Raw genomic sequence first — 12748 nt, 5'->3', positions numbered from 1 at the left:
ATTGTAAGTAAAGTTACGCACGGGGAATTTCCCGCACGGATCGCGTTGTTAAAAAACTACGGGGTTTAAAATGGCGGTGGTAAAAGCAAGTTTGAAGTTATTTGGCGGGGACACAGTTGTTGTTCGTTGTTCTGAAAATTGTCATATCCATCTAATGAGCGAGAAGAGTCACAGCCCGAACGCTCAGACCGATATCCTGAGTGTACAGAATCGCGCTAACGCGTATCTGTCTGTGCCTTACAGCGGCGTCTGGAGTGTGCTGATCGATAGCCACAGCCAGTCACTGGAACACTCGATCAGCTACGTTGCGGCGTAATCGCAACTGTCAGCAGGCAAAACCAGGCAGCAAGTTCGAGCCTGGTTTTTCTCCCCCCAGCAGCACACGCACTTTATTCACCAGATCATTCAGGCAGTCATCTTGCATGCCGAGCTTAATCAACTCTTGCTCCAGCGAGAAAAGGTATTGCGCGTTGGTTCCCAACGGGCCGCTGGCTGACGCAATCAACGGAGCAATGGTTTGCGAGCGGGTATCCGATTCATACAGCGGATGGCGCGGATCGATAATAAACACCAGCGCATTGACGACACGTCCATCATCGAGGGCTAATTTGCACCAGCTTGGCAAATAGCAGCCGGTGATCATTTCGCGCTTCCACAGCAGAGTCAGTTCTTCGGTCAGCATCGCTTCAGGTAACCGATAGGCTACACCTGTGGTGCGCCCACCCTCTTTCAGGGCAAGCATGCGCCCAGGTTGGCAAACCGTACCGCGACCCGCCGTTAAACGCAAACAAAACGCACGGTGCCAGCCGGTCAGCGTGCCGGTGCTCGATTCGTCAAACTCCAGCGCCGGGTTCCACATCAGCGAACCGTAGCCAAAAATCCATACCGGCCCGTCATCCGGGCGGCACGCCAGCGTCGCCGCGAGCGATGCCGCCCGCTGTTCTGCCGACCACAACAACGATTCGTCTATGTCCCCAAACGCTGTTTTACAATCTACTGTTCGCAAGAAATCACGCGTTAACATCTTCTACCTCCGCCACGACCAACTTCCTTGCGACTGCTTTATTGCTGCCTTCCCGACATCGGCTGTTTATTTTCAACACAGCTTACCGGGAAGATATTCAATTCACGCGGCGCTTGCAATAGCGTCAATTCATCATTTAGAGCTATATATGGCGAAAGCAAATGCCCTTAGGGGTTATTTCTTTTTATGCCATTTATCATCATCACCTTTTTGATACTCATTTTTTACCGCCGCCCAGGCGACTCGATGAGCCGTCTCTTCGCGGCTGGCATCGCCGCGCCGGTCTTCTTTATCCTTGTATTGGTCCCAGGCGCTGTTGAAGGCCTCTTTATAAATTTCCTGCGCATGGGCTGGCAGCACGTGTTGCACGCTATCGGGCAGATCGGATTTTGATTTATACGGCATTTTCCTGCTCCTTTTCGGCTAAAAAGATAAGTCTGGACGATAATCGCCGCCTGCGCCACTTTCACAAAATCGTTACTCATCTATATTTTTATCTTATTGTTAGATAATAATAATTTTAGTTAAACCACTACTTTCTGGCATCTCACATGAAAGTTTAACGATGTCAGTAAAATTACGTAAAAAAACCCGTTAAAACCGCGCTATTTGCTATTTTAAAGTGCAACGCATTTTTATCTATAATTCACTAATACCTGCACTGTGATGGAGAATCATAATGACAACAACGCATGAGGCGGTTAAAACCCGCCACAAGGAGACATCCCTCATTTTCCCGGTACTGGCGCTGGCCGTGCTGCTCTTTTGGGGAAGTTCGCAGTCGCTGCCGGTGGTAGTTGGCATAAACCTTCTGGCGCTGGTGGGAATTTTAGCCAGTGCATTTAGCGTGGTACGTCACGCCGACGTTCTCGCGCATCGCCTGGGGGAACCTTACGGTTCACTGATCCTCAGCCTTTCGGTAGTTATTCTTGAGGTAAGTCTAATTTCCGCGTTGATGGCAACCGGCGACGCTGCGCCAACGCTGATGCGCGATACGCTCTACTCCATCATCATGATTGTGACCGGCGGTTTGGTCGGCTTTTCACTGTTATTGGGCGGCCGCAAATTTGCCACCCAGTACATGAATCTGTTTGGTATCAAGCAGTATCTGATTGCCCTCTTTCCACTGTCGATTATTGTGCTGGTCTTCCCGATGGCGCTGCCGGAAGCCAATTTCACGATTGGTCAGTCACTGTTAGTGGCGGTGATTTCAGCGGCAATGTATGGCGTCTTCCTGCTGATCCAGACCAAAACTCATCAGAGCCTGTTTGTTTATGAGCACGAAGACGACAGCGATGACGACGATCCGCACCACGGTAAACCTTCCGCACACGGCAATTTGTGGCATACCGCGTGGCTGATTGTGCACCTGATTGCGGTCATTGCCGTGACCAAAATGAATGCGCAACCGCTGGAAGCCCTGTTAACGGAACTGAACGCGCCGGTGGCTTTTACCGGGTTCTTGGTGGCGTTGCTGATCCTTTCGCCGGAAGGTCTGGGTGCTCTGAAAGCGGTGCTGAATAATCAGGTCCAGCGGGCGATGAATCTCTTTTTCGGTTCGGTGCTGGCGACCATTTCCTTGACCGTACCAGTAGTGACGCTTATCGCATGGATTACCGGTAACCATCTGGTGTTTGGTCTTGGCGCGCCGGAAATGATTGTGATGGTGGCCTCTTTGCTGCTCTGCCAGATTTCGTTTTCGACCGGCCGCACCAATGTGCTCAACGGCGCGGCGCATATGGCATTGTTTGCGGCTTATCTCATGACCATATTTGCCTGATGATGACCGGAGGCGCGCAATACGCCTCCGGTTGTGGCGCTCAGGGAAGTGCCAGAGCATCGGCCCCCGCCCGGAAACGAAGCTGATCCTCCCCCCTGCTCGCAGCCCTAAACACGGCTTCGGCGACCTCGATTTCCCGGGTAAATACCGAAAACGTTTCGTAGCCGGCAAAGACACTGCGGGCGAAAGGTTCATAGGCTTCGGATATCAGTCCCTGCATACGCTGCTGACCATTGGCGGCAAAACGGGTCGTCGGACCATAACCCGGCTCCACCAGTTTGACCCGTACGCCGAAGTGCCTTAGTTCAGGTTCCAGTGAGGCGGTAAACCCTTCAATAGCGCTCTTGCTGGCCGTGTAGGCCGCTACCAGTGGATACGGAGCCAGCGTGGCGCTTGACGTGACGTTGACGATGGTGCCCGCCCGACTCGCCCGAAACTGCGGGATCACCGCCTGGCACATCGCCATCACGCCGAAAGTATTGGTCTCGAAGATCTCGCGTACGGTGGACATAGGCGTGACCTCAAACGCGCCGAACAGGCCGATCCCGGCGTTATTCACCAGCACGTCAATCGGGCCGGCTGCGTCGAGGGCAGAAGCGATGCTGTCGGGTTTCGTCACATCCAGTGGCAGCATGCGCAGGTTCGCGGAAGCGGGAAATAACGCCTCCTGAGGCGTGCGCATGGTGGCGATGACTTTCCAGCCTTGTTTGAGGAAATAGCGGGCCGTTTCCAGGCCATAGCCGGATGAACAGCCGGTGATCAGTACAGTTTTCATTGCAGGCTCCAGGTGTGGGTTAGCTCAACCTGAACAATAGACGTACGCCGCCGGATTGCCGATAATGCATCGTCCGTTTTTATTTAGCGAGAGTCCTGAAATGAGCGATCCGCTTTCAGAAGTCGTTCGGCTACTCCATCCGGGTGCGGCCTTTGCCAATATCATCAGCGGCAAAGGTAACTGGGCCGTGCGTTATTTTGAATACGGTTTACCCAGTTTCTGCATCATGCTGGAAGGAAGCTGCCAGCTTACGGTGGACGGACATGAACCCGTTACTCTGTGCGCCGGTGATTTCATCCTGCTGCCTACAACACCCGCCTTCATCCTGTCGAGCTTCGTCCCTGCGCCCCCGGTTTATCTCGATCCTCATCAAGTCGCGAGCCTGCACAGCGAGATTCGTTATGGCGAACAAGGCGGTTCCCCGGATATGCGCGCAATGGGCGGGGCTTTTCTGTTTGATTGTGCCGATCCGGGCCTGCTGGTTTCGCTGCTGCCCAGTGTGGTCCACGTCCGGGAATCGCTTCGTTTATCGCAGCTTGTGCAGATGGTGGCGGAAGAATCCGCAGAGCAGAAGCCAGGCAGCGAGTTTATGCTGTCCAGATTGCCAGAATTGTTGCTGGTGGAGGCCATGCGCTCGGCCGCAGCCGGGAGCGCTCCGCCCGGGCTGTTACGCGGTTTAGCGGATGAACGCCTTGCTCGCGCTCTGAGGCAGATGCATGAACGTATCGCTCACGCCTGGAGCATTGATGAGCTGGCGAAAATCGCGGTTCTTTCGCGCTCCGTATTCTTTGAGCGCTTTACGCGCCTGGTGGGGGTAGCGCCGATGCAGTATCTGCTTGCCTGGCGCATGGCCGTCGCAAAGGATTTGCTGCGTGGTGATCAACTGTCAGTATCGGAGGTTGCGGAACGTGTGGGCTACGGCTCGACCAGCACATTCAGCGTGGCGTTCAACCGGCATGTCGGGCAGCCGCCCAGCCATTACGCACGTTCATAACGGCCTGTCACCAGAACAAAAAACCCCGCTTTCGCGGGGTTTCTCTTAGTGCTCAGTATCGAGTTCGTCGAAGCTTTTCACCAGATCGTCAATAGCTTTGATCTGTTTGAGGAACGGCTCCAGCTTCGCCAGCGGCAGCGCGGACGGGCCGTCGCATTTTGCATGATCCGGATCCGGATGCGCCTCAATAAACAGGCCAGCCAAGCCGGTCGCCATGCCTGCACGGGCCAGTTCAGCCACCTGACCACGACGGCCGCCGGACGCTGCGCCAAATGGGTCGCGACACTGCAACGCGTGGGTCACATCGAAAATCACCGGCGAGTTGTTGGAGACTTTCTTCATCACGCTAAAACCGAGCATATCCACAACCAGGTTGTCATAACCGAAGTTAGCGCCACGGTCGCAGAGGATCACTTTATCGTTACCGCCTTCAATAAATTTATCGACGATATTACCCATCTGTCCGGGGCTGACAAACTGCGGTTTCTTAACGTTAATCACCGCGCCGGTTTTCGCCATCGCTTCCACCAGATCGGTCTGGCGAGCAAGGAATGCCGGAAGCTGGATCACATCAACCACGTCAGCAACCGGCTGCGCCTGGCTTGCTTCGTGCACGTCGGTGATCACTTTTACGCCGAAAGTCTGTTTCAGTTCCTGGAAAATCTTCATCCCTTCTTCCAGACCCGGCCCACGATAGGACTTGATGGAAGAACGGTTGGCTTTATCAAAAGAGGCTTTGAACACGTACGGAATGCCCAGTTTCTGGGTCACAGTGACGTAGTGTTCGCAAATGCGCATTGCTAAATCGCGGGATTCCAGCACGTTCATACCACCAAACAGTACAAACGGCAGGTCGTTCGCGACGTTAATGTCGCCAATGCTGACCACTTTTTGTTTCATAAAATCGCCTTATCGAGTGTGAATGCTTAATGCAGGGTAATCTGTTTGTGTGAAATCGTATTGATTTGCGCGCGGATCATTTCACTGATCGGATCTTCCGGGCACTGCTCCACAAAATAGCTTAAATCATGCAGCGCCACATGGTCGCAATCGAGCTGCGCGTAAATCAGCCCGCGATCGCGGATCTCATAGGGATCTTCCGGGTTGAACTGCAATAACGCTTCACTGGCGCGCAACGCCAGCTCCATCTGCTGCTCTTCCATTAATGCCGACTTGAGCGTATCCAGCAATTTGCGGATCACTTCAGCGTTGTCGGCTTCATCAAGATCCTCGTTAAACAGCTCGGCCACCGGGCTGATATTGCCTTTCAGCCACACTTCCAGTGTGTGTTCATCCAGCGTGTCGCCGTTAAACGGGTTGATCAGCCACATTTCGCCGTCCAGCCATTCGGCACGCAGAATCAGCTGCGTCGGGAAAATCACCGGCGTCAGCGGAATATCCAGCCGCCCGGCAACCCACAGTAAAATCGCGCCCAGCGACACCGCGCTGCCCTGGCGATTTTGCAGCACCTTATCAAGCCACAGCGCGTCGGATAAACGGTAGACACCACGGGTATCTTTGAAGCCCCATTCGCCGTAAAACAGCTCAACGAGTTTTTCCAGTTGCCAGTCCTGAGGCTTCGCCTGACTGATCTCCTCACGCGCAAGGCTGAGCAACCGCTCCAGTTCGTCTTGCACATACTGTGAAGAAAAATCATCGCGAATCAGCTCGGAAACGAGGATCATCCCGTCGCATAACGGCGCTTTGTTAAATTCGAAATCAGCTAACGACCTCATGTCTTACCCCAGTATCGGTACTTTTGTGGCGGCGAGTTTAATGATGATGTACAGCACCACCAGCCCCAGCAAAAAGGCGATAAAACCGGTTTGCTGGCTGCGCGGGCGATATCGGCCCAGCGCAATAAAACCCAAAACGATGTAGATGATAACGCCAAACAGCTTTTCAGTCAGCCATGCGCCTTGTGAAGTCAACGGTAAATAACCCGTAACCCACATCAACCCCGCTCCGCTCAGGAACAACACGGTGTCCACACTGTGCGGCACAACCCGCACCCAGCGCGCGTTGATGCGTGGGTTATTCGACCAACGCCACCAGTAACGTAAAACAAACAGGCTAATGGTCAGCGCCACCGACGTCAAATGCAGAATAATCAGGATGTTAAAGCCGCTCATCGCATGTCACTCCTGTGAAGGCTTTTGCCCCAGCGTCAGGCGTTCGTTACCACCGTAATCCCGGCAGGTTTCCACCTGCTGCCAGCCATAGCGTTCGAAAATCTCTCGCACGGCTGCGCCCTGCTGCCAGCCATGCTCCAGAAGCAACCAACCTCCCGCCTGCAAATATTGGCGAGCGTCGGCAATAATGCTGTGCAGATCCGCCAGCCCATTTTCCGCTGCCACCAGCGCAGTTAATGGCTCAAAACGCACATCGCCCTGCGCAAGATGCGGATCCTGCTCATCAATATAGGGAGGATTGCTGACAATAAGGGAGAATGGCTGCCCATCCAGCGCGCTAAACCAGCTGCTTTGCAAAATCTCGACGTTGTTCATGCCAAGATGCGCCGCATTGCGCTGCGCCAGTGCCACCGCTTCCGGAATCACATCAACAGCGATGACGTGGCAATCCGGGCGTTCACTCGCCAGCGCCAGCGCAATCGCGCCGGTGCCGGTACCCAAATCGAGAATGCGGCACGGCGAAGCAGGAAGACGGCTCAGCGCCTGCTCGACCAGACATTCGGTATCCGGGCGTGGAATAAGCGTGGCCGGTGAGACAAACAGTGGCAGTGACCAAAATTCCCGTTCCCCGACCAGATGCGCCACCGGCTCGCCGCGCGCGCGACGGGCCAGTAACGTTGCCAACTGTTGCTGCTGGTCGGCGCTCAGCGGCGTTTCACCAAAGGCGAGAATAAACGTCCGCGTTTTGCCGGTCACAAAACCCAGCAAAATTTCGGCATCACGCCGCGGGCTTTCACTCGCCGGCAATTGGCTGACGGCTTCGCGTAACCATTGTTGATAATCCATTAGTCCTGCTCGGAAAGCGCCGCCAGTTGGTCGGCCTGGTATTCCTGCACAATGGGTTCGATCAACATATCGAGCTTGCCTTCCATCACTTCGTCCAGGCGATAGAGCGTCAGGTTGATGCGGTGATCGGTTACGCGTCCCTGCGGGAAGTTATAGGTGCGGTTACGATCGCTGCGATCGCCGCTGCCAAGCAGGTTACGGCGCGTAGACGCTTCCGCCTGCTGACGTTTCGCCATCTCTGCCGCGCGAATGCGCGCACCTAGCACCGCCAACGCTTTGGCTTTGTTTTTATGCTGTGAACGCTCATCCTGGCACTCAACCACAATACCGGTTGGCAAATGGGTAATACGGATGGCGGAATCGGTGGTGTTAACGTGCTGACCGCCCGCCCCGGAAGAACGAAACGTATCAATACGCAGATCGGTTGGGCTGATATCCGGCAGTTCGGCTTCCGGCAACTCCGGCATAACGGCCACGGTACAGGCGGAAGTGTGAATACGCCCTTGAGATTCGGTGGCCGGTACGCGCTGTACGCGATGACCACCGGATTCAAATTTCAGACGGCCATAAACACCCTCGCCGCTGATTTTGGCGATCACTTCTTTATAACCGCCATGTTCACCTTCGTTGGCGCTCATGATTTCCACGCGCCAGCGGCGGGCTTCAGCATAACGGCTATACATACGGAACAGATCCCCGGCAAACAGCGCGGCTTCGTCACCACCCGTTCCGGCGCGCACTTCGACAAACGCATTGCGTTCATCGTCGGGATCTTTTGGTAGCAACAAGACCTGCAAATGCTGTTCGAGCTGCTCACCTTTTTCTTTCGCATCACGCAACTCTTCCTGCGCCATGTCGCGCATTTCCGGGTCATCGAGCAGCATCTGTGCGGTTTCAATATCTTCCTGAACCTGTTGCCAGTCAGTAAAGCAGCGTGATACGTCGCTCAGCTGCGCATATTCACGCGACAGGGCGCGAAAGCGGTCCTGATCGGCAATAGTTTGCGCGTCACCCAGCAGCGCCTGAACTTCTTCATGACGTTCATGCAGGGCTTCCAGTTTGGCAACGATAGAAGGCTTCATAGGCGTAAATGCACCTTTTAATAATAAGAGAGTGTTGTGCTAATCCAGCCCGAGGCTGTTGCGCAGAATATGCAGGCGCTCATCATCCCCGTCACGGGCGGCCTGCTGAAGAGATTTGGTTGGTGCGTGAATCAAGCGGTTGGTGAGTTTCCACGCCAGGTCTTGCATGATGGTTTGCGGATCGCCGCCCTGCTCCAGCGCGGCAAGCGCTTTTGCGGTCAGCTCATTGCGAACATCTTCAGACTGGCTGCGATACTCACGGATAGTCTCGCTGGCGCTTTGCGCGCGCAGCCAGGCCATAAATTCACTGGTTTCCTGGGCAACGATAGTTTCCGCTTGCACCGCAGCGGCTTTACGCTGCGCCAGGTTGTGCTGAATGATGCTTTGTAAGTCATCCACGCTGTAAAGATAGGCGTTGGCGACTTTACCGACTTCCGGTTCGACATCGCGCGGAACGGCGATATCCACCAACAGCACCGGCTGATTACGCCGCGCTTTCATCGCCCGCTCCATCATCCCCTTACCGATAATCGGCAGCGGGCTGGCGGTCGAGCTAATGACGATATCGGCGTCTTTCAGGCGCTCATCGATATCGCTCAGGGAAATAACTTCCGCACCGACTTCATCGGCCAGTACCTGCGCGCGTTCACGCGTACGGTTCGCGATGATCATCTTCTGCACTTTGTGTTCGCGCAGATGGCGAGCAACCAGTTCAATGGTTTCACCCGCGCCGACCAGTAGCACTGTGACGGAAGAGAGAGATTCAAAGATTTGACGCGCCAGCGTACAGGCGGCAAAGGCGACAGACACAGCGCTGGCACCGATATCGGTTTCCGTACGCACGCGTTTGGCGACGGAGAATGATTTCTGGAACATACGTTCCAGATCGCTGGCGTTATCGTGACCACGTTGGGAATCGGCAAAGGCTTTTTTTACCTGGCCGAGAATTTGCGGCTCGCCGAGCACCAGTGAGTCCAGACCGCTCGCCACGCGCATTAAATGGCTGACGGCGTCGTTATCCTGGTGCCAGTACAGGCTCTGGCGGACTTCTTCTTCACGCAGGTGGTGATAATCGCATAGCCAGCGCACCAGCGCTTCTTGTAAGTTATCCCGTTCTTCGACGCTCAAATAGAGTTCGGTACGGTTACACGTCGACAGCACTACGCCACCTTGCACCATCGGCTGTGACAGCAGGCTTTCCAGAGCCTGGTCAAGCGTTTCCGGCGAAAATGCAATGCGTTCTCGCAACGAAACGGGGGCCGTTTTGTGATTGATGCCAAGTGCTAAAAGGGTCATGAGCGCGGGAATAGTACCAACGTTGATAAGGTTAGACTGGACGCATCATACAGTATGAGTGGAGTCAATAAAAGAGAGACTATCCTTTCGGAGTAATTGGTATTTTAATGATTTAAGACAACTTGAACGTAGACGCTGTTTCTGAGCGGCGCTAGCATTAACCCTACTCTCAGCACACTCGACCAAGGATTCGTCATCGTTATGATTCTGCCGGATTTTCGCCTCATTCGCTTGCTACCGCTGGCAAGCCTCGTTCTCACCGCCTGTACGCTCAATGCCCCGAAAGGTCCGGGTAAAAGCCCCGACTCACCGCAATGGCGCCAGCATCAACAGCAGGTGCGTGATTTAAATCAGTATCAAACCCGCGGCGCGTTTGCTTATCTTTCTGATGAACAAAAAGTCTATGCCCGCTTCTTCTGGCAACAAACCGGCCAGGATCGCTACCGTTTACTGCTGACCAACCCGCTGGGCAGCACGGAGCTGGAACTGAATGCACAACCGGGTAACGTGCAACTGGTTGATAACAAAGGTCAACGCTATACCGCCGATGACGCCGAAGAGATGATCGGTAAGCTGACCGGCATGCCGATCCCGCTCAACAGCCTGCGCCAGTGGATCCTCGGCCTGCCGGGCGATGCCACCGATTACAAACTTGACTCCCAGTATCGCCTGAGCGAGTTGAATTACAGCCAGGATGGAAAAAGCTGGAAAGTGGTGTATGGCGGTTACGACAGCAAAACCCAGCCGGCTCTGCCCGCCAATATGGAGCTCAGCGACGGTAAGCAGCGCATCAAGTTGAAGATGGATAACTGGATCGTCAAATGATGAAGTGGCCTGCTCCGGCGAAACTCAATCTTTTTTTATACATTACCGGCCAGCGTGCGGATGGTTACCACACGCTGCAAACGCTTTTTCAGTTTCTCGATTATGGCGATACGTTGACCATTGAACCGCGTAGTGACGGTAAAATCTGCCTGCTGACGCCGGTTGAAGGCGTTGCTGATGAAGAAAACCTGATTGTGCGCGCTGCGCGCCTATTGATGAAACGTGCCGAAGAAACCGGGCGTTTAGCACCAGCCAGCGGCGCGGATATCGTTATCGAAAAACGCTTGCCGATGGGCGGCGGGCTGGGCGGCGGCTCGTCGAATGCGGCAACGGTGCTGGTCGCGCTTAACCATGTGTGGAACTGCGGGCTAAGCCTTGATGAGTTGGCCGAGCTTGGCCTGGCGCTCGGCGCGGATGTGCCGGTGTTTGTGCGCGGTCACGCGGCTTTTGCGGAAGGCGTCGGCGAGATTTTGACGCCGGTCAACCCACCGGAAAAATGGTATCTGGTGGCGCATCCGGGCGTCAGCATTCCCACCCCGGTTATCTTCAAAGATCCCGAACTGACGCGAAATACCCCCGTCAGGTCAATTGATACGTTACTAAACTGTGAATTCGCCAACGATTGCGAGGTTATCGCAAGAAAACGTTTTCGCGAGGTTGATGCGGCGCTTTCCTGGCTGTTAGAATACGCGCCGTCGCGCCTGACTGGCACAGGAGCCTGTGTCTTTGCTGAATTTGACACCGAATCCGCCGCTCGTCAGGTGCTTGAGCAAGCCCCGGAATGGCTGCACGGTTTTGTCGCGCGAGGCGTCAACCTCTCGCCGCTAGCACAAACCATCGCCGGGCAAGCTGAGCTCCGGTGACAACGTTACTTGTTCCAGACGTTGCATCGTGCTCTTTAATACACCGCATGGATAGTTTTTCGCCCTGACCGCACAATTTCGGCGTATTCTATCCACCACTGGACGCATGCCTGAGGTTCTTCTCGTGCCTGATATGAAGCTTTTTGCTGGTAACGCTACCCCGGAACTAGCACAACGTATTGCCAACCGCCTGTACACTTCTCTCGGCGACGCCGCTGTAGGTCGCTTTAGCGACGGCGAAGTCAGCGTACAAATCAATGAAAACGTACGCGGTGGTGATATTTTCATCATCCAGTCCACTTGTGCTCCAACGAACGACAACCTGATGGAATTGGTTGTCATGGTCGATGCCCTGCGCCGTGCTTCCGCAGGCCGTATCACCGCCGTAATCCCCTACTTTGGTTATGCCCGTCAGGACCGCCGCGTGCGCTCTGCCCGTGTGCCGATTACCGCAAAAGTTGTTGCCGATTTCCTCTCAAGCGTTGGCGTTGACCGCGTCCTCACCGTAGACCTGCATGCTGAACAGATTCAGGGCTTCTTCGATGTACCGGTTGATAACGTTTTTGGTAGCCCAATCCTGCTCGAAGATATGCTGCAGTTGAACCTGGACAACCCGATTGTGGTTTCTCCGGACATCGGCGGCGTGGTTCGTGCTCGTGCCATTGCCAAACTGCTGAACGATACCGATATGGCGATCATTGATAAACGCCGTCCGCGCGCGAACGTTTCCCAGGTGATGCACATCATCGGTGACGTAGCAAACCGTGACTGCGTACTGGTTGACGATATGATCGACACCGGCGGTACGCTGTGCAAAGCAGCAGAAGCGCTGAAAGAACGTGGCGCGAAACGCGTGTTCGCTTATGCCACTCACCCGATTTTCTCCGGTAATGCGGTGAATAACCTGCGCAACTCCGTTATCGACGAAGTGGTTGTCTGCGACACCATTCCGCTGAGCGAAGAGATCAAAGCGCTGCCAAACGTACGTACGCTGACGCTCTCAGGCATGCTGGCCGAAGCTATTCGTCGTATCAGCAACGAAGAATCAATTTCGGCAATGTTCGAACATTGATCGATGCTGAACAACAAACCCGCTCCGGCGGGTTTTTTTAGCGCCAAAAACTATTTGTA

15 protein-coding genes are annotated in these 12748 nt (G+C 54.6%); 6 read left to right on the top strand and 9 right to left on the bottom strand.

Translation table 11 applies throughout. The features are described 5' to 3' along the window. The first annotated feature begins 70 nt into the window (after positions 1-70). Entirely contained in the window at positions 71-316 is a 246-nt protein-coding gene (locus tag AAEY27_RS10475) for a DUF1883 domain-containing protein (protein ID WP_342325214.1), read from the top strand. A 9-nt stretch (positions 317-325) separates the two neighbouring features. On the opposite strand, the gene AAEY27_RS10470 is transcribed toward AAEY27_RS10475, so the two are convergent. Beyond that, complete coding sequence (locus tag AAEY27_RS10470; RefSeq protein ID WP_342325212.1) at positions 326-1024, bottom strand: gamma-glutamylcyclotransferase; 699 nt, start codon at positions 1022-1024, stop codon at positions 326-328. Between the two features lie 174 nt (positions 1025-1198). Continuing rightward, positions 1199-1429: a putative cation transport regulator ChaB gene (gene chaB / locus AAEY27_RS10465; RefSeq protein WP_342325210.1), complete on the bottom strand. Its 231-nt coding sequence runs from the start codon at positions 1427-1429 to the stop codon at positions 1199-1201. A gap of 274 nt (positions 1430-1703) precedes the next feature. On the opposite strand from chaB, the gene chaA reads away from it, so the two are divergent. Continuing rightward, complete coding sequence (gene chaA, locus AAEY27_RS10460) at positions 1704-2804, top strand: sodium-potassium/proton antiporter ChaA (protein WP_342325209.1); 1101 nt, start codon at positions 1704-1706, stop codon at positions 2802-2804. Positions 2805-2844: 40 nt separating this feature from the next. On the opposite strand, the gene AAEY27_RS10455 is transcribed toward chaA, so the two are convergent. Next, a complete protein-coding gene (locus AAEY27_RS10455) occupies positions 2845-3579 on the bottom strand; it encodes an SDR family oxidoreductase (protein WP_342325208.1) in 735 nt (244 codons plus the stop codon). A 64-nt stretch (positions 3580-3643) separates the two neighbouring features. Between AAEY27_RS10455 and AAEY27_RS10450 the strand changes: the two genes are divergently transcribed. After that, positions 3644-4573 (top strand): AraC family transcriptional regulator, encoded by a 930-nt coding sequence (locus AAEY27_RS10450; protein WP_342325206.1) that lies wholly within the window; start codon positions 3644-3646, stop codon positions 4571-4573. A gap of 45 nt (positions 4574-4618) precedes the next feature. Here AAEY27_RS10450 and kdsA read toward each other — a convergent pair whose 3' ends face one another. From kdsA to hemA, 6 genes are read right to left on the bottom strand one after another with little or no spacing between them, the layout of a single operon-like run. Further along, a complete protein-coding gene (kdsA, locus tag AAEY27_RS10445; protein ID WP_342325204.1) occupies positions 4619-5473 on the bottom strand; it encodes a 3-deoxy-8-phosphooctulonate synthase in 855 nt (284 codons plus the stop codon). 26 nt (positions 5474-5499) lie between these two features. Further along, on the bottom strand, positions 5500-6309 hold the full coding sequence (gene sirB1, locus AAEY27_RS10440) for an invasion regulator SirB1 (protein WP_342325202.1): 810 nt from the start codon (positions 6307-6309) through the stop codon (positions 5500-5502). Between the two features lie 3 nt (positions 6310-6312). Beyond that, positions 6313-6705: an invasion regulator SirB2 gene (gene sirB2 / locus AAEY27_RS10435; RefSeq protein WP_342325200.1), complete on the bottom strand. Its 393-nt coding sequence runs from the start codon at positions 6703-6705 to the stop codon at positions 6313-6315. Between the two features lie 6 nt (positions 6706-6711). Further along, positions 6712-7551, bottom strand: coding sequence for a peptide chain release factor N(5)-glutamine methyltransferase (gene prmC, locus AAEY27_RS10430; RefSeq protein WP_342325198.1), 840 nt, complete (start codon positions 7549-7551; stop codon positions 6712-6714). Then, positions 7551-8633 carry a peptide chain release factor 1 gene (prfA, locus tag AAEY27_RS10425; RefSeq protein ID WP_342325196.1) on the bottom strand — a complete coding sequence of 361 codons (1083 nt, stop codon included), beginning with the start codon at positions 8631-8633 and terminating at the stop codon, positions 7551-7553. Before prfA ends, prmC begins: the two co-directional genes overlap by 1 nt. A gap of 39 nt (positions 8634-8672) precedes the next feature. Further along, positions 8673-9929: a glutamyl-tRNA reductase gene (hemA, locus tag AAEY27_RS10420; RefSeq protein WP_342325194.1), complete on the bottom strand. Its 1257-nt coding sequence runs from the start codon at positions 9927-9929 to the stop codon at positions 8673-8675. Between the two features lie 201 nt (positions 9930-10130). Between hemA and lolB the strand changes: the two genes are divergently transcribed. From lolB to prs, 3 genes are all read left to right on the top strand, one after another. Further along, entirely contained in the window at positions 10131-10754 is a 624-nt protein-coding gene (gene lolB / locus AAEY27_RS10415; protein WP_342325192.1) for a lipoprotein insertase outer membrane protein LolB, read from the top strand. Then, positions 10751-11617, top strand: coding sequence for a 4-(cytidine 5'-diphospho)-2-C-methyl-D-erythritol kinase (gene ispE, locus AAEY27_RS10410; RefSeq protein WP_342325190.1), 867 nt, complete (start codon positions 10751-10753; stop codon positions 11615-11617). Before lolB ends, ispE begins: the two co-directional genes overlap by 4 nt. A gap of 124 nt (positions 11618-11741) precedes the next feature. After that, on the top strand, positions 11742-12689 hold the full coding sequence (prs, locus tag AAEY27_RS10405; protein WP_007371855.1) for a ribose-phosphate diphosphokinase: 948 nt from the start codon (positions 11742-11744) through the stop codon (positions 12687-12689). Positions 12690-12748 lie beyond the last annotated feature (59 nt).

Source organism: Kosakonia sp. BYX6, assembly GCF_038449125.1.
GTDB classification, from domain to species: Bacteria; Pseudomonadota; Gammaproteobacteria; order Enterobacterales; family Enterobacteriaceae; genus Kosakonia; species Kosakonia calanthes.
Note: the sequence above shows the minus strand (reverse complement) of the source record. Positions and strands in the feature narration are given on the sequence as shown.